Annotated in this window: 21 protein-coding genes; 6 read left to right on the top strand and 15 right to left on the bottom strand. The window is 42.7% G+C overall.

The window, feature by feature from the left end:
- Nucleotides 1-156: 156 nt before the first annotated feature.
- Nucleotides 157-660: a hypothetical protein gene (locus NSQ50_RS12595; protein WP_076101670.1), complete on the top strand. Its 504-nt coding sequence runs from the start codon at nt 157-159 to the stop codon at nt 658-660.
- A gap of 68 nt (nt 661-728) precedes the next feature.
- On the opposite strand, the gene NSQ50_RS12590 is transcribed toward NSQ50_RS12595, so the two are convergent.
- Nucleotides 729-1,382, bottom strand: coding sequence for a phosphatase PAP2 family protein (locus NSQ50_RS12590; protein ID WP_340949564.1), 654 nt, complete (start codon nt 1,380-1,382; stop codon nt 729-731).
- Between the two features lie 98 nt (nt 1,383-1,480).
- Here NSQ50_RS12590 and hfq point away from each other — a divergent pair, with 98 nt between their 5' ends.
- Nucleotides 1,481-1,702, top strand: coding sequence for an RNA chaperone Hfq (hfq, locus tag NSQ50_RS12585; RefSeq protein ID WP_036686247.1), 222 nt, complete (start codon nt 1,481-1,483; stop codon nt 1,700-1,702).
- Between the two features lie 136 nt (nt 1,703-1,838).
- On the opposite strand, the gene NSQ50_RS12580 is transcribed toward hfq, so the two are convergent.
- Entirely contained in the window at nt 1,839-2,945 is a 1,107-nt protein-coding gene (locus tag NSQ50_RS12580) for a lactonase family protein (RefSeq protein WP_038570362.1), read from the bottom strand.
- A 206-nt stretch (nt 2,946-3,151) separates the two neighbouring features.
- Here NSQ50_RS12580 and NSQ50_RS12575 point away from each other — a divergent pair, with 206 nt between their 5' ends.
- Nucleotides 3,152-3,487 (top strand): LytTR family transcriptional regulator DNA-binding domain-containing protein, encoded by a 336-nt coding sequence (locus tag NSQ50_RS12575; protein ID WP_036686243.1) that lies wholly within the window; start codon nt 3,152-3,154, stop codon nt 3,485-3,487.
- A gap of 185 nt (nt 3,488-3,672) precedes the next feature.
- On the top strand, nt 3,673-4,830 hold the full coding sequence (locus NSQ50_RS12570; protein ID WP_038570359.1) for a peptidylprolyl isomerase: 1,158 nt from the start codon (nt 3,673-3,675) through the stop codon (nt 4,828-4,830).
- 83 nt (nt 4,831-4,913) lie between these two features.
- Here the strand turns inward: NSQ50_RS12570 and NSQ50_RS12565 are convergent, their stop codons facing one another.
- Nucleotides 4,914-5,108, bottom strand: coding sequence for a hypothetical protein (locus tag NSQ50_RS12565; protein ID WP_036686240.1), 195 nt, complete (start codon nt 5,106-5,108; stop codon nt 4,914-4,916).
- Nucleotides 5,109-5,179: 71 nt separating this feature from the next.
- Nucleotides 5,180-5,779, bottom strand: coding sequence for a nitroreductase family protein (locus NSQ50_RS12560; protein ID WP_038570356.1), 600 nt, complete (start codon nt 5,777-5,779; stop codon nt 5,180-5,182).
- Nucleotides 5,780-6,051: 272 nt separating this feature from the next.
- Here NSQ50_RS12560 and NSQ50_RS12555 point away from each other — a divergent pair, with 272 nt between their 5' ends.
- Nucleotides 6,052-7,449: a metallophosphoesterase gene (locus NSQ50_RS12555; RefSeq protein WP_076144057.1), complete on the top strand. Its 1,398-nt coding sequence runs from the start codon at nt 6,052-6,054 to the stop codon at nt 7,447-7,449.
- Between the two features lie 98 nt (nt 7,450-7,547).
- Here the strand turns inward: NSQ50_RS12555 and NSQ50_RS12550 are convergent, their stop codons facing one another.
- The gene (locus NSQ50_RS12550; RefSeq protein WP_051491446.1) at nt 7,548-9,065 is read right to left on the bottom strand and encodes a copper amine oxidase N-terminal domain-containing protein; all 1,518 of its coding nucleotides are present in this window, start codon (nt 9,063-9,065) and stop codon (nt 7,548-7,550) included.
- Nucleotides 9,066-9,157: 92 nt separating this feature from the next.
- Nucleotides 9,158-9,826: a TraX family protein gene (locus NSQ50_RS12545; RefSeq protein ID WP_076101665.1), complete on the bottom strand. Its 669-nt coding sequence runs from the start codon at nt 9,824-9,826 to the stop codon at nt 9,158-9,160.
- A 472-nt stretch (nt 9,827-10,298) separates the two neighbouring features.
- Here NSQ50_RS12545 and thrS point away from each other — a divergent pair, with 472 nt between their 5' ends.
- Nucleotides 10,299-12,212, top strand: coding sequence for a threonine--tRNA ligase (gene thrS, locus NSQ50_RS12540; protein ID WP_076144059.1), 1,914 nt, complete (start codon nt 10,299-10,301; stop codon nt 12,210-12,212).
- Nucleotides 12,213-12,292: 80 nt separating this feature from the next.
- Here thrS and NSQ50_RS12535 read toward each other — a convergent pair whose 3' ends face one another.
- The 9 genes from NSQ50_RS12535 to NSQ50_RS12495 form a co-directional block, all read right to left on the bottom strand.
- On the bottom strand, nt 12,293-13,282 hold the full coding sequence (locus NSQ50_RS12535) for an aldose 1-epimerase (RefSeq protein WP_036686233.1): 990 nt from the start codon (nt 13,280-13,282) through the stop codon (nt 12,293-12,295).
- A gap of 84 nt (nt 13,283-13,366) precedes the next feature.
- Nucleotides 13,367-14,083 carry an MgtC/SapB family protein gene (locus tag NSQ50_RS12530; protein WP_036686231.1) on the bottom strand — a complete coding sequence of 239 codons (717 nt, stop codon included), beginning with the start codon at nt 14,081-14,083 and terminating at the stop codon, nt 13,367-13,369.
- Nucleotides 14,084-14,264: 181 nt separating this feature from the next.
- The gene (locus NSQ50_RS12525) at nt 14,265-15,056 is read right to left on the bottom strand and encodes an SDR family oxidoreductase (RefSeq protein WP_036686230.1); all 792 of its coding nucleotides are present in this window, start codon (nt 15,054-15,056) and stop codon (nt 14,265-14,267) included.
- Nucleotides 15,057-15,168: 112 nt separating this feature from the next.
- Complete coding sequence (locus tag NSQ50_RS12520) at nt 15,169-16,293, bottom strand: rhamnogalacturonan acetylesterase (protein ID WP_249267719.1); 1,125 nt, start codon at nt 16,291-16,293, stop codon at nt 15,169-15,171.
- Between the two features lie 50 nt (nt 16,294-16,343).
- The gene (locus NSQ50_RS12515; protein WP_038570347.1) at nt 16,344-17,183 is read right to left on the bottom strand and encodes a carbohydrate ABC transporter permease; all 840 of its coding nucleotides are present in this window, start codon (nt 17,181-17,183) and stop codon (nt 16,344-16,346) included.
- Nucleotides 17,184-17,186: 3 nt separating this feature from the next.
- A complete protein-coding gene (locus tag NSQ50_RS12510) occupies nt 17,187-18,086 on the bottom strand; it encodes a carbohydrate ABC transporter permease (RefSeq protein WP_036686586.1) in 900 nt (299 codons plus the stop codon).
- Between the two features lie 164 nt (nt 18,087-18,250).
- Complete coding sequence (locus NSQ50_RS12505; protein WP_036686225.1) at nt 18,251-19,588, bottom strand: extracellular solute-binding protein; 1,338 nt, start codon at nt 19,586-19,588, stop codon at nt 18,251-18,253.
- Between the two features lie 121 nt (nt 19,589-19,709).
- Complete coding sequence (locus tag NSQ50_RS12500; protein WP_036686223.1) at nt 19,710-21,278, bottom strand: response regulator transcription factor; 1,569 nt, start codon at nt 21,276-21,278, stop codon at nt 19,710-19,712.
- A complete protein-coding gene (locus NSQ50_RS12495; protein ID WP_036686222.1) occupies nt 21,271-23,037 on the bottom strand; it encodes a sensor histidine kinase in 1,767 nt (588 codons plus the stop codon). The genes NSQ50_RS12500 and NSQ50_RS12495 overlap by 8 nt, the downstream gene beginning before the upstream one ends.
- Between the last annotated feature and the right edge of the window lie 83 nt (nt 23,038-23,120).

Here is a 23,120-nt window from a genome sequence, read left to right as displayed (position 1 = left end):
CTACAATATGAACATCAGCGAACCCTCGTACTTCTAATTACCCCAGCCTGGAGTTGATGAATTTTAAGAACATTTAAGCTCTCACTCATGTTTCTTTCAGCTTGAAGGGAATACTAATCCGAGTAGTGCCTATCACATAACATACGAGGTGAGTGAATGAATAACCATATCAAAAGATTAATGACTTTCACAACCGTTATTTTTCTCAGCCTGTCTCCAGCTCTTGCGCCAATTGGAAGTGCTTCTGCTGAGAAAGTAACCCCCACAGCCACCGCACCTGGTGCCCACCCTTCAGAGAAAGGTCACGGTCACCATCCAGGAAAAGACGGAAAGGTTAGGGCTGGTGGACATTTCATTATTTTTGAAACGGCTAAACTGCTGGAAATGGATCGTACAGAGCTAATCAATAGCCTGAAAGCAGGCAAAACGCTCCCGCAGCTTGCTCTTGAGAAAAAAGGCTGGACGGAAGATCAATATATTCAGAAGCTCTGCGAATCGGCAAACCAACGGCTGGATCAAGCCATCACCGAAGGACGTCTGACAAAAGACGAAGCCCAAAAGCTTAAAGCAGGACTTCCTGCGATGCTGAAGCAAAAAATAAGCAAAATGGGACAATTCCAGGATCGCAAAACATCTGAACAACATGTGACGACCCCTTAACCAATCTTCTTCCACATAAAGACGGATATCTTCATGCGCTATGAAAGATATCCGTTTTTGTATCTATCCTAATTCGTACGCGAGCTCTTGTAGATTTGAAATAAACAAATGGACAACATCAGCCAAGCGCCACTAGCCATATATCCCCCAATAACGTCACTCGGATAATGAACACCCAAATAGATACGACTCCAGCCAATCCCCACGGTCATGAATACAGCGAACATTATTAATAAGACCCGTTCATGCCTCCGCCGTAGATGACGCCACAGTATAAAGGCAATAACGCCGTACAAAGAGAAGGCTGCCATTGAGTGCCCGCTCGGAAAACTATAACCAATCTCTTCGACAATACGATGTAAATTCGGACGTTCTCTGTGAAAACATAACTTCATTATTGTATTCAAGAGCTGCGAGCCTAATCCAACCCATAGGAACAAGATTAATTCAAACCGGTGTTTCAGCAAAAAATAGAGCAGTGCCATGGTAACGATAGATATGCCAATAGCGATCTTAGAGGAACCAATTAGAGATAAACCTTTGGCGAATGAGGTCAACCCCGGTGATTCCGCTGATTGTACCCAATCAATAATATAGTTATCAAAGGTTGATACCTTATTCATACTTACAAGGACAGCTATAACGGCGAAACAAGCAGCAAACCCTAAAAAAAAGCGAAAAGCTTTAGACCAGTTCTGATAATAAAGCATAAATACCTCCATGTCTATTCAGGTGACTGTTGATCTCATTTCCAGTGAGGGACTAACCCATGTTATAATTATTGAGAGAAAAAATTCACAGAAGATGGAGTGCTGCCAAAGTGGAGAGTTTAAAATTGCAAGAACGATTGTTGAACCAGTTCATTTCCACAAAGGTCCCTGTGACGATTTTTACGACGAATGGTGTGAAAATGCAAGGGCTCGTAACCTCGTACGATGCTTTCACAATCACTTTACAAGGTCAAGGTGATGGCAGGCAAAATGTGCTATTCAAATCTGCAGTATCCACTATTGTACCTCTTAAGCCCGTTTCGCTCAAATAGTCTTCTCCCTCATTCACCTCATCAACCAGATAATCACAGGCTTTTATTTTCAAAAAAAGGGAACACCGGACTTTATATCCGGTGTTCCCTTTAGCATTTCCCAAGATCACTTATTCACTCTTCAAGCGGAGTAACTTTATGCAGGAACAATTACGGGCTTCACACATACCGGTTTGGATACTTCAGCTGTATTTCCAGTAAATTCGAGTCGGCCACTAGCCGCTTCTATTGAAAATACAACCAGGTTATTCGCATCACGATTCGCTACTATAAGATAAGCTCCATCTGGTGTCAATGCGAAGTGACGTGGATGTCCTCCACGAGTAGATACATATTCAAGATGTGTAAGCTTAGCAGAAGCATTATCCACCGCATATACGGCAATATTATCAGCCCCACGGTTTGAAGCGTACAGATATTTCCCATCCTTGGAAATAGCGATTTCAGCGCATGTATTCTCTTCGTCAAAATCATCAGGCAGTGTCGGCACTGTATCTACAGTGTGCAGAGTGCCTGCGGCACTGTCATATGTAAACGATGTAATGGTGGAATCCACCTCGTTAATTACATAAGCAGACTTTCCGTCTGGATGGAAAGTGAAGTGGCGTGGTCCCGCTCCTGGATGCAACGCCGTATCACCATGTACCTCTAGTTTGTTGGTTTCTCTATTGATTCTATAGGCCCGAATTAAATCAAGCCCAAGATCAGATACAAACACATACTGCCCGTCCGGACTGAAAATAGCGGAATGGGGATGAGGGCGGTCCTGCCGTTCAGGATGTTGGCCATGACCTGAATGTACGGCCACATCAACTAATTGATCTGCAGCTTTATCTTCATTTAATTTGATCAAGCCAACACTTCCACCATGATAACTACATACAACCACGTATTCATCATTCAAATCTCTATTGATATGGCAGGTGGTTGTTTGACGGTTGCCAGAGGCAGGCATGGAGGGAATGCGTTTCAGTTCACTCAATTTCCCGTCCTTTAGATCAATAGCAAAGGAAATAACCTCGCCTTCTTTTCCACCCTCACCATTCGGTTTTTCTCCTATAGCGTATAGACGTTTCTCTGCGGCATCTACATTAACAAAGGTAGGATTAGTTAAGCCCTGCACCGAATCCAGCAGCTTTAGCGTACCACCTGCAGCTCCATCGAATTCAAACACCTGCACTCCGCTTTCTGCGGCACTTGCATAAGAACCTGTAAACAGCAATAACTTATTCTGCTCATTCATCTCTATATTCCTCCTCAAAGTATTGCTACTTCACACTCATTAGATGTGATCATCTATATAATCTACAATTTTTAAACGTTAATTACAAACGATAAAGTTAGAAATGTACGAAACAATTCAAAAATGGGTCTTTCCAACGATTAACTGTTGTGATATAATGAAAGCGCTAACATTAGTCTTTTATTCCGTATAAAGGGGGAACATGAATGAGTAGCATCCTGCTGGAAGCCAGAAATGTGTACGAGGACTTCGAGGTGGAGACAGACATTCTGTTCTTTAAGGTCGGGGACCATGATTTGGTCATTTTTCACGGCAGAAACTATAACATAAAAAAGAGAATGACTGCCGAGCAATTAAATCGATTGTTGTCCAATTCAAGTTATTATCATGTGTACGGTGGCTGTTATGTCAACCTGAACAAGATCAGCTCTATCGCAGATGACTGCATTTATTTCGGTGAAATGGGCCTGTATGCTAAAAACGTACGTGTCCCAAGACGAAAACAAGAAAGCATTCGTCATCTTCTGAAAGGACTGAAGTAGACATCTTATTCCCATTAGCCGGAAGGGCATGTTACTGATGCCATTTCCGGCTTTTTGCTTTTTATTAATAGAAACTTAAAAAGATCCTGCCTTTTTTTATACTTTCTTAAGGTTTAGGATTAGGATTTCTGTTAAAGTTGTAAATAGACAAGCAACACCTATATTGAAGGGAGTCATTACTAATAATGGACAAAAAAGATCTGAATGGAAATGAGAACTTAGAAAACAACGGAACCACGGAAGAAGATTTGAACACTTCCGAGATTATCAATGAAGAGGTTGAAGTAGCGCAAGCAGCTGCTGAGGAACCTGTGAATACAACAAAAGCAGACAGTATTCCAGTAATGAACAAAGTCGGTGCGAACAACGCTACGCCTCCTACACCTCCGACTGCTCCTAGAAGCAATAAAGCTTGGATGATTGCCTCTATCGTATTAGCTGCAGCACTAATCATTGTTCTGGTCGTCCAAAAAGACGACAGCAAAAAAGCTGTTGCAACAGTAAACGGAACAAAAATTACAAAAGAACAACTTTATGATAAATTGATCGAAGCAGGCGGAGAAAGCACGCTGCAATCTATGATTACTACTGAGCTTGTTGATCAAGAGGCTAAAAAAGCCAACGTAACTGTTACAGATGAAGACATCAACACTGAACTTGAAGATCTTAAAGCACAATTCGGCGGAGAGGCTGCCTTTAATGCTGCTTTGTCCCAAAGCTCAATGACTGTAGACGACTTGAAAAAGCAAATGCCGCTGCAAGTAAAGCTGCGTAAAATCCTTGAGCCACAAGTCACTGTAACGGATGATGAAATCAAAGAATACTATGACACAAATAAAGCTACTTTCAGTGAAGAAGAACAAGTTCGCGCTTCCCACATTCTCGTTGAGACTAAAGAAGAAGCAGATGCAATTCTGAAACAATTGAAAGAAGGCGCAGATTTCGCTACTCTTGCCAAGGAAAAATCCTCTGATACGGGTTCCAAGGATAATGGCGGAGATCTAGACTTCTTCAAACGTGGCGATATGGTAGCTGAATTCTCTGATGTAGCCTTTAAGCTAAAAGTTGGTGAAACCAGTGATGCTGTGAAATCCGATTATGGTTATCACATCATTAAAGTAACCGACCATAAAGATGCTAAAGACTATACACTGGAAGAAAAGAAAGATGAAATTCGTAAAACTCTAGTTTCGCAAAAGGTTTCCACTCTGTCCTCCACTTGGTTGTCAGAAACAACTGAAAAAGCAAAAATTACGAACACACTTACTGACGCTAAAGAAGATGCAGCTGCAACAGCTGAGCCAACTGCAAGCGCAGCAGCAGGAAATGAATCTACTAAATAATTGTGCCAGTCAAAAAGCAGGACAAGCGTTAATAAACGCTGTCCTGCTTTTTTTATTTCTATGCTCAGGCCTTTGATTAAGCCTTAATGGCCTTTTTTACGGATTTGTTTATCGTGGTTCTCCCCCCACTCTTTCGCCTGCGCTGTGGCAATTGAAATCGCCCGCCCCTCCTCATAACCATCTTCGAGGAGCGCATTCGCAATATCGATTGCCTTATTGCGAACAGGTGCTGTGAAGTTCTTTAATGATTCTGGATAATCCTCTTTGTTCCATGGCATACAAAAAACCTCCTTAACCAGTCTATATACATACTTAGCCTGGCTAAGGAGGTTTCAAACGCTTATCTCACTTATTTAAAGACTTTAACACGATCTTCAACCGGTTGGAATTGTTTCTCACCAGCAGGAGTAACGGTTTTACCAAATGGCAATTGAGCAATCAATTTCCATTCTTGCGGGATGCCCCATGCTTCTTTTACTTCATCATCAATCAGTGGATTATAATGCTGCAAGGATGCACCTACACCTGCTTCAGAAAGTGCTGTCCATACTACAAATTGCAGAATACCAGAGGATTGGTTAGCCCAAATTGGGAAGTTCTCAGCATATAGAGCGAAGTTCTCTTGCAGGCTCTTCACTACCGTTTGATCTTCGAAGAATAGTACGGAACCGTAACCTGCTTTGAAAGACGCTAATTTTTGCGCTGTTCCTTCAAATTGTTCGGCAGGAACGATTTTACGCAATGTTTCTGTAGTGATATCCCATAGCTTATCATGTTGTTCACCAAGAAGAACAACGGCTCTTGAGCTTTGAGAGTTAAATGAAGTTGGGCTATGTAGCACCGCTTGTTCAACGATTTCTACAATTTGTGCATCCGAAATCGTAGTTTCTTTACTGATGGCATATATGGAACGTCTTCCTTTTACTGCTTCAAAGAAATTGTTAGACATAAAATAACTACCTCCATTAATTTTAGTAACTTACTTTTGTATATCTTAGCACCTTTTTTCTGAAAACACAACAGTTATTCACAACTTATTTTGTCGGATATATTCGTTGCCAACTCTTATTGTCGCATTTATGGGCTTAATTATGCACCTGATCTATTAATCATTAATCAATTCATGCGGGCTAGAAACTGCCCTCTTCCTTTTCCGATATACACTACGAGCTAAAATGCGCTACAATAGTGCAGCAAATGTATAGAAGGAAGGTTATAATCATGAATTTTCTGAGCAAGAAAGCCCTTGTTCGACATAAAAAATCAGTCTTTACCTCTTTGTTGCTGCTCCTTTTCCTGAGCTTGGCTCTAACTAGCTGTAAAGACACAAATTCGTCTAATTTGACCTTTACAGAACTAGATCCGACTGATCTTCACCCCCTCACTTTCTGGGTGGCAACGGATACTCACTTCTTAGATAAGAAGCTTCAGGATGGCGGTACAGCTTTTCAGAAATATGTAACTGGCGGTGATGGAAAAATGCTGCCTTACAGTGATGAAATCCTTGAAACCTTGGTTTATGATACTGAGCAGCAGAAGCCTGATTTTCTCATCCTCAGTGGAGATTTAACAAATAACGGAGAACGCAGCAGCCATCAGGAGCTAACCCAAAAACTAAAGCGAATTGAAGCGCAGGGAACCTCTGTTTATGTCATTCCAGGCAACCATGATTTATTTAATCCTTGGGCCAGATCCTTCAGCGGGGATAAGCAGCTCGTTACGGATTCTATTACAGACAAAGACTTTACCAAGATGTATGAGAATTTCGGCTACAAAGAGGCTGTATCACGTGATAAAGAATCGCTAAGTTACATCGTTAAAGCAGCTCCAAATTTATGGCTCCTTATGATTGACAGCAGCCAATATCATAACAATCAGAAATACGGTTTCCCCCAAACGGACGGACGCCTGACCGCCTCTACCCTATCATGGATAGATAATTCTGTTAAACTAGCTGCCAAGGAGCATGCTTCTGTCCTCACGGTTATGCACCACAACCTACTAAGCCACACCTCTATGTCTGTTTCAGGCTTTAAACTTAACAACAGTCAGGAAACAATAAAGTTACTTCGTGAAAATGAACTTAATTTAGTCTTGTCAGGCCATATCCATATGCAGGACATCCAGGTAGACCCGGCAACTTCTTCGGAAGTAATGCCAATTTATGATATCGCAACAAGTGCAATGGCTGTTTATCCACATCAATATGGAGCGATGACCTTCGATCCTCTGAGCAGAACCGTCAATTATGAAGCAATGCCCTTAAATGTAGAAGGATGGGCTAAAGCTAATGGCATTACAGATCAGAATCTTTTAAACTTTAAGACCTATGCTGAGGATATTTTTGCTACAAACTCTTATAACAAAGCTATGGATGGTCTAAAGGAGAGTTCCTTTACGCAGTCTGAAAAGGCATCGATGGCAGAGGTAATGGCCAAGCTAAATGTAAGATACTTCGCGGGGACAGCCGGCAGCTCCTCAGAAGATATTAAAGCGATGCCAGGTTACAAGCTTTGGGAAGGCCTACAAGAAGGTTTCTTAGGTGGATACATCCAAAGTATGACAGAGGATAAAGAGCTTAGTAATATAGCTTTAGAGGTGGTATTAACGAAGCAATAACTGGTTTATGTATTTCATATAAAAAACCCAGCCTCCACTCGCATTTATGCGTCAGATGGAAGCTGGGTTTATTGTGTTAATTGATCGTTAAGATGCAACTAGTTCCGTACAATAGTAATCCAACCATCTTCATCTACCGACACAGTAGCATGAAGCGCTTCAGCAAGCAGACGCAAGGATACATATGCATCGCCATACTCGTCAACAAATACAGGTTGGGCAAGCTTTACAGCCGTGCCGTTAATCAAGGCTTCGGAAGAACCGATTTTGAACACCAGTTTATCTCCGTACACACCATCAGTAACGTTAATTGCACGATTGACAGTATCCCATTCTACAGTAGCATCTAAATCTTCTGCCAAATAACGCAGTGGGATATAAGTAGTGTTCTTGTCTACAATCGGGTAATAATATTCGTCATCAGGTTCGATAACAATGGTTCTCTTCGTAATGCCCAGATCATCCTTCAATATACGATATACATCAGAATCTGGGGCAAAGTTTCTCAAAGTCTCTCCAGGTGTAAGCCCGGAAGAAATATCAAGTGCACCTTCAGTGCTGATTGGATCAGCAGTTACAGCACCGCCAATGTTCCAAACCTGACTGGAAGCTTTAAGCGAGAGACTCTTCAGTGGGAAATCCTCGGTACCCGGAAGCGCCACTTTCAGATCAACATTCTGTTTACGCACATGCAGAGCACTATCAACGAAAATATCAACAGATAACTTCGTATCCTTACTCAACACAGTCTTAATCTCAGGAGTTGATTTGTAAAGACTGTCCACTTGATTGTCATATACTAGCAGCAATGCATCAACAGCCAATTTGGCAGCATCATGCAATACAGTTACGACAGCTTCTTTATCATCCAGTGGAATATCTCCGAATCCAAGATTGAAAATATCGCCAGAACCGTCTTCATCCATAGCTTTGATCACAGGGTACAGATAGTCGTAAAGACCACCTACCAATTCAGTAAAACCTTCTGTGTCTTTGGAGACAGACTTCAGGAAGCCTTTTAACAGTGCAGGAAGCTCATCACCCGTCACTTCTGCATGCAGCTTCGTCATGTTCAACTGCTCGCCATACACAGCATCACTAACCGGTGTAATGTTGATTACGCCAGGATTAGGAAGATTCTTAACAACGAATTTCGTCAACAGCTTACTGACATCTTCAGCTTTTGCCGTATCCAAGCCTACTTCACCTAAGATTTCATCGTATCCTTGTACAGGGAAGTAGAACGGTTGTTTTGCTCCTTCAACTGTAAAAGCAAGTGTTTGTTTGTCCATAAACAAGGTGAATGGAATATCCAATTGTTTATAACCAACAGTTCCTTGGGCCGATAAACTCCCATTATCTTGTAACTTAGCTTTACTAATATTCAAGGAAAAAGAATTAATAAGATCAACCATTTCCTTATCTTCCGCGCTAATTCCCTCTATGGGCTCAGCATTCATGGAAAAAGTCATACTGGATTCTGATGATTTAACATCAACATCCCCAATCAACGCCTTATTAACATCGAACCCCCCTACCGACTGACAGCCGGCAAGAACTAGCATCAGTGCGACAAAAGGCAAAAACCACTTCATTTTTGCTTTAACTCTACTCATAGCATGTCTCCTTCATCTTATTTTGTGAAATCAATCCATTATCTCAGCTAAGGTAAGTTTTGTAAATCAAAGTTCCTTTTATTGTAAAATGTTTAAATATTCAACAAACTTCGCCATTCGATCTGAGCCCATTCCTTGTAAATTACAGCCTTAACTATTGCCAACATCAGTAAATGTGCAGGATAAAATGACCACCACACCCAGCGCGGAACCCGATGCCGCTCCAAGCGATTCCAAATCAAAGGCGTAAAAGCAATCAGCAAGGTAGGTAAAATACTTAGCATCTGTACAACCCAATAATTATAAAACATATAGAATAGATTCAGTGCCAAATGGGCTCCAACAAGCCAGTACGATTTCGTATAACGAAAAATCAATACTAAGAGCAAACCGTACGCGTTATAATCTATAGGGTAATAATCCATTAACACTATAGCAGCAATTACCACAGGTATACCTAGCCATAGTGAAGGCAGTTTGTCCAAAATAACCAGTACGATTGCCGACAGCAATAACGTAAACACCACGTTCCAGCCACCAGAATTTAGCGCTAAATTATAGGGAATCTGAGCAACAATCGCTATCAAGAGCAACCGTAATAAATATTTAGGTCTGGATGAAGTATGGATATGTCCCTGCACAAGCCCATAACAATAAATCGGAAAAGCTATTCTCCCTACATATCTCCAAGCAAGATTCTCCGGGAAAAAGATATAGCCAATATGGTCGATTAGCATCGTCAGCATGGCAATAATCTGCATTACAATCCTCCTTAAGCATATTGAAATATAAATTCGCCAAGCCCTTCCTCATTTCCTTTACCAATAAGCAAATGAAGAACGCGGAGAAACGATCATCCGCTTTCTGTGCACCTCCCCCCTTGACTTTATCGAATACTATTGAGTAATATTAACTAGCAACAGAATATGGCAATGATCAAAGACATGATTTCCTACACGAACTGTCCAGAGAGAGAAGTCCAGGCTGCAAGCTTCTCCAGTTACCGGTTGTGAAGTTACCCCTTTGTAGCCGTGACGCTGAATCCGTAGAACTTTGTTTTTCGGTAGTATGCGGCACCGATTTATCCCCGATATCGGATACCAATGAGGTCCTGTCCATGTGACAGGTCGAATTAGGGTGGAACCACGAGCTGAACGCACTCGTCCCTTTCTGGGAGAGATGCGTTTTTTTGCGTTCACAACTAACAATATTTGAGAAACGGAGGCTAAAATCATGAAGATCAAGGTAACACTGCAAGATGGAACAATTAGAGAGGTACTGCAAGGAACAACGATTAAAGAAGCAGCAGGTGCCATAAGTACCAGTCTGAAAAAAAATGCTGTAGCTGGAAAAATTGATGGAAAATCTGTTGATCTAAACCAAGCGATCGAACATGATTGCCGGCTCGATATTGTTACGTTGGATAGCAAAGACGGTCTTGAGGTTTATAGACACAGTACTGCACATATCATGGCGCAGGCCATAAAACGTATATATGGAGATAAAGCTGTCCAGCTAGGCATAGGTCCTGTTATCGAAGACGGCTTCTATTATGACATTGATATTGAGAAACCTCTATCCACTGATGATCTTGCTGCAATCGAACAAGAAATGGCGAAAATCATCCAAGAGAATCACCAGATTGTCCGCCGTGTGGTGAGCCGCGCAGAGGCCATTAAACTTTTTGAAGAGTTGAATGAGCCTTTAAAGCTGGAGCTTATTCATGATCTGCCGGCAGACACAGTATTAACTATTTATGATCAAGGTGAATTCTCCGATCTTTGCCGTGGACCACATCTTCCCTCAACTGGCTTGGTCAAAGCCTTTAAGCTGTTGAATGTAGCGGGTGCCTACTGGCGTGGAGATTCCAATAACAAAATGCTGCAACGTATTTATGGAACTGCCTTTCCTAAAAAAGCGCAGTTAGAGGAACATTTACTGTTTCTTGAAGAAGCTAAAAAACGTGACCACCGTAAGCTCGGCAAAGAACTTGAGTTGTTCATGTTCTCTGAAGAAGCGCCAGGCATGCCCTTCTATCTTCCCAAGGGAATGACAATCCGTACAGAGCTTGAGAACTTTGCCCGGGAATTACAAAGACAGAGAGATTACGATGAAGTTCGTACACCGCTGATGATGAACAATCGGCTTTGGGAGCAGTCGGGGCACTGGGATCACTACAAGGACAATATGTATTTCACAAATGTAGATGAAACAAAATTTGCCCTTAAGCCGATGAACTGCCCTGGGCATATGCTAATTTTCAAAAACAATCTGCATTCCTACCGGGAACTGCCTATCCGTATCTCGGAATTCGGTCAAGTGCATCGCCATGAATATTCTGGAGCACTTAACGGGATGATGAGAGTCCGCACTTTCTGCCAGGATGATGCTCACCTCTTCGTTTTGCCAGAGCAAATCGAGGATGAAATAAGACGGGTAATCTCACTGATTGACCATATTTATCAAGTGTTCGGCTTTGAGTATAAGATTGAATTATCTACTCGGCCGGCAGATTATATGGGATCTGAAGAATTATGGGATCAGGCTGAACAATCTTTACAAAATGTATTAGACAATCTCGGGATCGAATATCGAGTGAATGAAGGGGATGGCGCGTTCTATGGACCTAAGATTGATTTCCATATCTTAGATGCGCTAAAACGAAGCTGGCAATGTGGAACAATCCAACTAGATTGGCAAATGCCAGAGAAATTCGATCTTACTTACATCGGGGAAGATAATCTTAAACATCGCCCGGTCGTAATCCATCGCGCTGTGTATGGATCGATCGATCGTTTTATGGGGATTATTACTGAGCATTTCGCTGGAGCTTTCCCACTGTGGCTCGCACCTGTTCATGCGAAGTTATTGCCAGTCTCTGAGAACTATGTTGACTATGCACTGCAAGTGAAGCATCAACTGGAGAAGGCTGGCATTCGTGTCGAAGTAGATATTCGAAATGAGAAGTTAGGCTACAAAATTCGTGAAGCTCAGCTTGAAAAAGCACCTTACATGCTCGTACTGGGGGAGAACGAAAAAAATTCCGACACTGTCTCTGTAAGAAAACGTGGTGAAGGTGATCTTGGTTCGAAGAGTATCCAAGACATCATTAAACAGATTAATGAAGAGATTATTAGTAAGAGATAAATTTAAGGGGCTGTCTAATCGTAGAAAAACTACGTTTGAGACAGCCCCTTCTTTATAACCTATTCATATTCACATGAACTCTATTTTACGTACAGGCGACTGCTTTCTTCCCAATATTCGCCTGGTTTCAGGCTGAACAAGCCAATATCATCAGCAGGAAGGTCTACCATTGGCGCATTCACCAAGTTAATTTGTGGCTCAGGGCAGAAGAACTGTTCTGTAGCACCGTTATTCCAGATCATCCATTGTTTGTACGAAGTCCCTACATCGTACACCAAGGTTACTCCAGCTTTGCTATCGGTAAGCTCCATCCGGTTGCGTCCGTTCTGAGGTACAGCCGTGTAGTGATTGTCCATCGATGCAAAATATGGATTCACACCTTCTTCACGAAGCTGAACTTCTCCTGGCTCCAACGCCTGGAATTTGCCTGTTGGCAGCATGCGGTCGTTAAGCTCCCAGCGCTCGCCAATAGTAGCTTTTACGCGGTAATCTTGTGCCGAGCTTCCTGGTGCGAATGGTGCGTTAATGGCAGTGTGGAATGCCAGCAAGCAAGGCATCACGTCATCTCCATCATTGTGTACCAGCACCTGTTGAGATAATCCTCCTTCGCCGAGGGTATAACGCAATTTGATCGTATACTTATGTGGCAAATATTGATAAGAAGGATGATTCTCATCCACCTTGATGAATACGGTTACGAAGCTTTCAGTCTTACCGCTGCCAAATTCTTCGACTTCCCAAGCTGCAGTATGTAAAAATCCGTGTAAATGGTTGCCCGTTGCAACTTCATTTACGGGGAATTGATAAGTTTGACCATTCCATGGAAATTTACCATCCTCATAACGATTTGGAGGAAATAATACAGGAATTCCGTGAATCCCCGGACTTGCCTTGAAGGCTTCCATTTCTTCAGCTCCAGGCTCATGCAGGAAGCGATATCCGTTTTCGGTATCACGAAAACAGATCAGGTTGCCGCCAATGCCTGGCAGAATAGCTGCCTCATAACGACCGGCTTTCAACCAGATAGCTGCTTCTCCTTCATATTGTCCTTCATACGCTGTGATTGACATAATATATTGTTCTCCCTTCCAGTGTCTGATAATTGTCTCCACTTGATAGATTACCACATCTAGTCATGAGGTGACATGCTCTTTTTACAATTGCTCCACTTCTACGCTCATTACATGTTCAATTTTCTTCACATCGTAATAAATTTCTGTTGCGTAATCTCGATCCGGGGCTGAGATCACCATATCGATCATTTGTCTGCCATCTTCCAAATCTTTAATTTTCATTCTTCGAATCGCTCGGGATGGACCTCTAGTACTACGCTGCGAGCTGACCTGAGGCCGCTCGATTTTTTGGATCACTTCTGTAAGCACAAAATTAGCTTCCATAATGATCCTCACTGAAACTTCATGTTTATTCAGTACTTCTGGTCCTAGCGAGCGGATTAAATGAGGAACTAAATTCACAGCAAACATCAGCAGAATAACCGCATATGCTGCTTCAATATAGAATCCCGCACCCACAGCTATACCAATTCCAGAAGCTGTCCAGATGAGTGCTGCCGAAGTAAGGCCCGAAATGGCATCTCCGCCTCTACGCAGAATAACACCCGCACCCAAAAAACCAATCCCGCTGACAATCTGAGCCGCAAGCCGCATTGGGTCCATGTTTGGATGCTCTGGCCCTGCGAACTTATCAAAGGCATGGATAGACACCACTGTGACAAGACAGCTCGCAATGCTTATGACCATACTGGTCCGTATCCCCAGCGGTTTCTGCTTGATCTGTCGGTCAATCCCGATGAACAGCCCGAACAGCATGGCCACTAGTAACTTCATTAATGATTCCAATTGAAAATCCATATCGCAATCTCCTTTCTCCAGAGATACTCCATTATAACGGAAATTGGAGATAATGATTAGCTTTATTTTACAACAAAAAACGGTATAACCATCCTCAGCGCTTATGCTCTTTCGACCCGTGTGGTCCGGCATAGCGACGAGGATGGAATCCGTTATGAGAGGTCAAGATTATGTTGGAAAATTAACCATGCAGAAGCGACTCTGCACCGTCACAATAAATTTCCGTCCCCGTAATATGATCTGAATCTTCCGACGCCAGAAACAGAGCCAGCTTCGCTACTTGATCAGGTCGCCCCGGACCTTCTTCCAGCGGTTGATCTCCCTCAGGAAATTCTACTGGGATTTTCACTTCTTTCAGATCCTCTGATGGAAAAGTGTTGTCATCTATATTGGTCTTTATAGCCCCAGGACAGATCGCATTTACGCGGATTTGAAATTGAGCCAGTTCCAGTGCCGCCATTTTCATAAAAGCAACCTGTCCTGCCTTAGTCGTGCTGTAAGCAGAAAAACCAACATTGGAAAACACACGATTTCCGTTAATGGAGCTGTTGATCAGGATGCTGCCTCCGCTTTCTTTTAGATGCGGTATCGCATATTTTACAGTCGCGAAGGTTCCACGCAGGTTAATATGAATGGTCTGATCCCAAGATTCAATATCCATCGTTTCAATAGGCGTCATCGCCCCATTAATCCCTGCGTTGGCAAAAACAACATCAAGACGACCCCATTTCGCGGCCGCCTTGTTTATCGCCGCTTCCACTTGTGGTGGTTCAGCAACATCACATTCGATAACTAGGGCTTCTCCGCCCTCTTTCTCCACTTGCTGTCTAACCTTTTCAGCGTTCTCCACAGTTCTGTCCAATAATACAACTTTGGCTCCGTTACGTGCGAACTCAAGCACGGTTGCCCGGCCAATTCCTGAGCCGCCTCCGGTTACAACTGCAACCTTACCTACAAGCTTTTTATCTGCCATATCGTGATATCCTCCTTCTTATCATGCAAGTCTTCCAGTTAAGTTCTTTCCTTAACCTTAACCTTGCATACAGAAGTTGAACCGACAGATATTTACTTTTCCTTTAGGATTATTATTCTCCCTGACGAAGATGAATGATGAGATCGTTTAATCCGGCTTCCCGGATCCCTTCCACTATAAGTTCAGCTAGAAGACGAGCCCCTAAAATCTGAAAATGTGTATTATCCTGCACGCCACCTGGATGCGCAATAAATTCTCCTGGATAGCTCCACATGAATAAATCTTTTGAGCCCTCTGAGCCATAAGCTTCAAAGAGCTTGCGGCTCTTCTCGGCTAAATCAATCAGTGAAACCTGCTCGGTATCTGCGAGTTCCCGTATGGCGATTAAATAATCTCCATGCGTGTCTACAATTGCTTCTTCACTATCAAATCTTCGCCGATGTACAGAGCTCACAAGAACCGGATAGGCCCCCGCTTCTCGGGCGACTGTAATCAACCGGAGCAAATGTTCCTTATATGTAGTAAAGGGCTCGGTATGTCTTAAATCATCAGTTTTGGAATCATTATGTCCAAACTGGATGAACAGATAATCTCTGGGTCTGATATCTGCGGCAATGCCCTCCAAATGCCCTTCCTCAATAAAACTCTTGGAACTGCGTCCAGAAAGTGCTCGGTTATCAACAACTATTCCCGCTTTGAAGCAGCGTGGCAGCAGTTGACCCCACCCCGCATAGGGATAACCTTCTTCCCCTTGATCGGTCACCGTGGAATCTCCCGCCAGAAACAAGACTAGCGCTTCATTGTCCATCTGAATGTCCAAGGCGTTAATACGCGGTGCCGCACCCGAGAACGATAGCTTTAGCTGCCCATCCTTAATTCTAATTGCAAAGGATTCGCGTAAATATTGGCCCGCAGGCACATTTAGAGTGTCCAATACGAACTTGCCTTCTCCAGCTTTGATAAATGTGCTGGTCTCTGCCAGAGCATCACCCAACAGCAGCGTAACACGGTAGATCCCATTCGGGAGATCCAGAAGAAAAACTGCTTTCTGTGGGATGCAGCAATCACTTCGCAGTATATCTGTTCCCCCTCTGAAACGACCAAAGACGGTGGAATCAGAAGTGAAACCATACCCTATTTCCTTAGAATAAGATGTGTCCGGCCGAATTTTGGTGTAGCCAGGCTCAGCTTCCTTAATCCCAAAATCAAAACGATAGCTATCCAAATTCAGCCGCACCTTTCTTAATTAGAGATTTAAAACATTTATATTATATTCATTTGCTGAAATCAACCTTTCAAACCACTGGTGCTGATTCCTTCTACGATCTGCTTTTGGAAGATAAAGAAGATAATCATGACTGGTGCCAAACTTAGAACAGACATGGCGAACATTGGACCCCAGTTGGATACGGACTCACTGTCCAGGAACATTTTCAGCCCCATCGAAACTGTATATTTAGAAGGTGAGTTCAAGTACAATACCGGTCCAAGCAAGTCTTCCCAACGCCAATAGAAGGAGAAGATTGCCGCAGTAGCCATAGAAGGACGGATAAGCGGAAGTATAATTCTGAAATAAAGTCCAAATTTCCCACAACCATCGATGGTAGCCGCTTCATCAAGTTCAACAGGAATGGTCCGAATAAACTGCAGCATTAGGAAAATGAAAAACGGGACACCGAAGAACTGTGGAACAACGATCGGTTTGATACTGTCGAGCCATTCCAATTTGGCATAGATAATGTATTGAGGGACGAGCACCACATCGGAAGGAAGCATCAGGGTCATCATCATGATTCCGAACCATAAGCCATGGCCTACAAATTTATTGCGGGCAAAACCAAAGGCAACCAGTGAAGATGAAATGACTGCGCCCAGTGTTGCGACAATGACAATTACGAAAGAGTTCTTGATGAAGACACCAAAGGAGTAACCTGCAATACCTTCCCAGCCTTTAGCATAGTTCCCCCATTCCCATGGATCAGGTATAAGGTGCTGAGCTGTAACAAATACAAGCCGGCTCTCTTTAAAAGAACTCATGATCATCCACAGAATCGGATACAGCATAACGATAGCGAGGCCACCTATAAGGATGTGATAAAGCGGCCATTTCAGTTTAATTTTCGCCATGGATTATTTTCCTCCTTCCGACTCGTAGAAGACCCACGATTTGGATGTCTTGAACAAGATTCCGGTCATGATGCCGACAAGCAACAACATCACCCAAGCCATAGCCGAAGCATAACCCATATTATTAAACATAAAAGCCTGACGGAATAAATAGAGAGAATACAACATAGTGCCGTCCATAGGTCCGCCTTCACCTTTAGAGATAATATAAGCTGGAACAAAGGTCATAAATGCGCTGATCGTCTGCATAACGAGGTTAAACAGAATTACAGAACTTAAGAGTGGCATAGTAATCTTAAAGAACTTTCTGAAGAATCCGGCTCCATCTACACTAGCTGCCTCATACATTTCACCAGGAATATTTTTGAGACCTGCCAGAAAGATTAACATGGATGAGCCAAACTGCCACACAGATAAAGTTATCAACATAATAAGCGCAGCGTTCGGATTGCCAAACCAACTTACCGGACCAATCCCGAAAAAGCCAAGCATACCGTTAATAATTCCAGTATCACTAAAAATATTACGCCACATGATGGAGACCGCCACACTGCCACCTATAATAGAAGGTAAATAATAAGTTGTCCGATAAGCTCCTACCATACGCGATTTCGTATTTAAAATCATAGCCACAAATAATGCGAAGGTTAGACGTAAAGGCACACCGATAAATACGTAAAGCAGGGTTACCTTTAGTGAATGCAAATATTTCGGGTCATTGGAGAACATTTTGATGTAATTATCAAATCCAATCCACTTAGGTGGAGCGAATAAATTGTATTTAGTAAAAGAGAGATACAGCGAAATGATCATTGGGATCAGTGTGAAGCAAAGGAAGCCAATGACGAACGGACTGATGAAGGCATATCCTGTAAGGTTGCTTCGTAACCGCCGGCCGGTCAACTTATTTTTCTTAACAGCCAATGGATTCGAAGGTAGGGGATTCGTTAAGGCCAAGGGTCTCCAACTCCTTTTTATGTGAATAATATGGGAAACGGGATGCCGCCTAGCGAAATGGCATGCCGTTTCCCATGTGAGACGCAGTATAGTTATCTGTTACCCTACGTTTAACGGCTGGAGAGAATAGAGTTCGCTTCTTTTCGGAACTGTGCCGCTGCTGCTGCTGGGTCGATTTTTCCGAAGTTCATTTGTTCAGCGAGGTCTGTAAGCAGTGCTACAACCTCTGGGGATCCTACCGGTGGACTCATAGGTGAAGTAGTAGGCTCCATGTCAGCAACAAACTTAAATACTTGCTTACCGGAATCAGTTAATTGTGTAGCTACAGATTCTTTGATTTTGCTTGAAATTGGTACTCCGCGTTCGCCTTTGATCAGGTTGTTAGCTTCCACATCATTAATCCAGAAATCAACGAACTTCGCTGCTTCTTCCTTCACTTTAGAGTTAGAAGTAATTGACCAGTACATACTTGGCTGCATGTAAAGCCCTTTATCCATATCTGGACCAGGCATTTGTGCCAGCTCCATAGGACGATTTACAGCGATTTGCAAAGCAACGTATTGGTTCGACCATTGCCATACACCGATACCTGTCCCTTTAACAATATCCGACTCTTCAATAACCCCTTTATTTTGGCTCAGTTTGTCTTGTGATGGGACCGCTCCATCTTTAATCAAACCAGACAACATTCCGAAAAAGTCAGTGAACAACGCATCGTCCTCATAACCAAGTGCGGAACCATCATTGTTATAGAGTGCCAGCCCTTTTGTACGCAGATAATAGTTGAAGAACACGTCTGCTGCCATGGAACCATCCATATACAGTCCAGCCGACTTAGCTTTCGCGGCGATTTCCTTGTATTGATCCCAAGTCCAGTTCTCTGGGATAGAATCAACACCTGCCTTTTTCAGCAATTCTGGATCATATTGAAAACCAAGTACGTTAACCCCTAACGGAATTCCGTATTGCTTCTCACCGATCACTCCAGTACTCAGCACGTTCTCATTCACATCGCCGACTTGAATCTGAGAGTTCAAATAAGGTTTCAAGTCTTCGAGCTGTCCGTTAGATCCATATTGATTGATATAAGAAATATCCATTTGAACGATATCAGGAAGCCTATTTGCAGCGGCTTGCGGAGCAAGCTTTTTCCAGTAATCATCAAAGGATGCATATTCAGGCTCAATGGTTACATTCGGGTATTTGGCTTCATACATATCGATAACTTGTTGTGTATAAGAATGTCTTGTATCTCCACCCCACCATGCGATTCGCAAGGTTACTGGTTCTGCTGAGGTCGTAGCCGCAGGTTTCGTCTCTGAAGGAGTATTTGTAGCGGAATCCGTAGCGGCAGCATTGTTATTGTTGTTACCTCCACCACAACCAGCTAACATCGACGACAGCAATAATGGTACGGCTAGTAAAGCGAATCTCTTTTTCAATTTCATGTCCCCTTTTCCTATGATAGTGTAAAGGCTCTGATCCCTTTAGGTAGCGCTTTCATTGGTTAAATTTTCTCAAATATTCCGTGATTATTGAATACAAAAAACCGTCTTGTTTGTTCAATAATCAGTTCGCTTGAGGGGGTTTCATGAAATCTGTAGGGGTCTGGCCGGTTACTTTTTTAAATACCTGACTGAAATATTGTGCATTTCCACCGAATCCGAACATTTCAGCCAGCTCAAATACTCTTACATCCCCACTTCTCAAAATATGCTCCGATGCTTTAGCAATCCGGTAATTGGTTACATAATTCGAGAATTTCTCCCCGGTAATTTTCTTGAAAATTTTGCCGAGATAGTCGGGATTCATATATAACATTTCAGCAGCGACCGAGCTAAGCGACAGCTCTGCATTCTTGTAATCCTCTGCGATAATTTTGAACATTTTGTCTACAATAAGTGATTGCCGGGAACTAAAATGTCGGTCATACATCGCTGTTAAGCGAACCGCTGCCTCTTTGACGTATGCTTTTAAACCTCCCAAGGTTCTAATTTCGGCAAGCTCCGCCAAGCCCGATGTGAAGCTATTTCTTTCATCAGGGACTGCTAAACGAATCATAGCGGAATATAACTGTAAAACATAAGAACGCGTCACGTTAATATCTAACCGCTCATCAGCGAGCAAGTTGAATAATCGTTCCAATTCCAGCTCAACCGTATTTTGATCGCCTGCTTTTATAAGTAGACAAATATGCTCTTCATCTAGCTCGATATCATTTCTTCCACTTAGCTCATCACTTGGGATATCACTCCCGGTAATCAAACCGCCCGCCTCCAAATAAAAACGATGGTTCAGGCACTGCAAGGTCTGACGATACAATCTCCGGGAATGAATCATAAGGTCAGCATCACTAATCGCGATTGTCACATCCATTTTATAAAACTTGCAGAATACCTCTCTTACTTCAGCGATACGTTTAAGCAGGGAGCTATTCTGCACCGTATTCCCTTCATCTTCCAGTAATATTAATAAATGACCACCTATCGTCGCACTCAGGAGTGTTTCCTGAAGTACGTCCTGGGCAATATTTTGCAGAGCGAACAATTGCTCATATTCGTAAGAACCTTCTAGTCGGAACAGGAGCAAGCGCACCGTTTTGTCATTAAGTTCAATGCCGAATAGTTCCTGATAATACTCTAGATCCTGACTTCCATAAGTTTTATTAGAGATCCATTCCTTCAAAAATTGTTCTTTCACATGGGGCAATACCTTCTGAAGACGTTGTTTCATACGATTTACGAATTCGCCTCTGCTCTTCTGCTCATCGAGTTCCGCTACCAGCTCAATCAGTGCTTCATGGATCTGATTCTCATTGCACGGCTTTAAAAGATAATGTTTGACCCCGTTCTGCATAGCAATACAAGCATAATCAAAATCCTTATAACCAGTCAGCATAACGAATTTCACGTCTGGAAATCGTTCACTGCATTTTTGCACCAGTCCCAGGCCATCTAGACCAGGCATAGAAATATCCGTGATCACAATTTCAGGGTTAAGCTCCTCAATTTTCACCAAAGCTTCAATCCCGTTCCGTGCCGTGCCTACAAGCTCTGTTCCCGCTCGTCCCCAGTCCACAACCTGCGATATCCCTTCCAGAATCAAGCGTTCATCATCCACCAGCAGCAGTTTATACATTCTCTAGCACTCCTTTTAAGTAAGGTATACGCACATGTATAGTTGTTCCTTGACCCGGCTCACTTTCTATGACTGTGCCCCATTCAGGGCCGAAGACGATTTGAATACGCTCCGCGATGTTAGCTAAGCCGATGCCTTCTCCACGTGTCTTAACTCTCCCCATCTGTAAATCTTTGATAAATTCAGCGCTCATCCCCGGTCCATTATCACTGACTTTGATATCGAGGCCCTGATCTTCTTCACTAACTGTTATAGAAATGGTGCACGGCTCAATATTAGGCTCTAGCGCATAGCGAATAGCATTTTCGATTAAAGGCTGCAAGGTCAGCTTCGGAATTAATGCATCATGCAGATTTTCAGGTACATCCATCCGGAAATCAAGCCTCTCATCAAACCGTGTTTTCTGGATAATGACATAATTTCGCACGATAGTGATCTCTTTTTCAAGTGTAATTAGCGGATCCTTGAGACCAATAGAGCTGCGGAACAAGTAACCGAGCGCTTCTACCATTTCTGAGATTTTGGCTTGTTTGTTCATTTTGGCTAACCAATTGATCGATTCCAGTGTATTGTACAAAAAATGCGGATTAATCTGTGCCTGTAATGCTTTCAGCTCGGTCTCTCTAATAATCAGCTGCTTCGCATAGTTCTCATCAATAAGCTCTCTGATCCTGCGGATCATCATTTTAAAAGTCCGGTTTAGCTGACTAACCTCGTCCTGCGCAGTCTGTGAAACCACACCTAATGACTGTTCCTCCAGATTGTCCAGATCGCCCTTCTCGATTTGCTTCATTTTTTTGGTCAGCTTAGAGATCGGACGTACAATACTACGAGCAAGCCTGTAGCCTAAAAGGAGACCAATTAATAAGATTAGTGCGAATATGATGACGACCAGTTTTTTGACAAAAGTAATATGTTTGAACATCTCATTAAATGGAGTTGCATTGATGTAGATCCAATCTATATAAGATGATTTCGTCTTGGTTATAAAATAAGTACCTTCTTGATATTTGGCCGTGCGATATAGCTCCGGACGTTCTGTCTCTTCTTTAAGCTCTTCTGGCAAAAGAATCGGTACTTCAGGATAGATCGCCTGTCCCGTCGTGGCATCAACAGCTATTAATTGGTCGGTATCGCTCGTACTATCCGCAATGATTAGATCGATCCGAATACGGATCACGAGTGTTCCCAGATCATCCAGCGTAAACGTTGACCCTGTATAAGATTTAATCTGCCGAACCGCCAAAAGTGAATTTCTGTTTCCTTGCGGATACCACACTATACTCCCGCTAGCTTCCGCAGCTAACGGCTTTAACTGATCCTGCAGATCCTGTGATACCCCTTCACGATTGCCCGCAGTCATTACTCCGCCACTCGTATCCATCAGCATCATGGAATAAACGTATTTCTCTGCCCCTGCAAAAGCAACCAGCCTGTTTATGATCTTGTTATGTAGAACTTGTCTTTCATAAGGCTGTGGATCATTCTGCAATTGGCGCAGGCATTCTTGGATTTGCTCATCAGACACCACTGTAAAAGAAAGCTGATCCAATTCTCTTAGGGCATTCTCGATGCTAATGGAGGACATCCCCAATACCTCAGAGGCCTTTTCATAAATTTGCTTGTCATAGATACGATACACATATTGCAAAACGGTCAACGAGAATAAAAAGGAAAGTAGAAGCAAAAAGGAAATAATCAGTATCATTTTGTTGAAAATGCCCGAACTTCTGTAAGCGCTAACATTTTTCCAAATCATCTGTTTTCTCCGCTCCCTAAATATGATAATTTTCATTTATTATCACTATAATTCCATTATAAACCATAATGTTCCATTTGGGT

The sequence above is a fragment of the Paenibacillus sp. FSL R10-2788 genome, assembly GCF_038003885.1.
GTDB classification, from domain to species: Bacteria; Bacillota; Bacilli; order Paenibacillales; family Paenibacillaceae; genus Paenibacillus_AQ; species Paenibacillus_AQ odorifer.
This window is presented reverse-complemented; position numbering and strand designations above follow the sequence as displayed.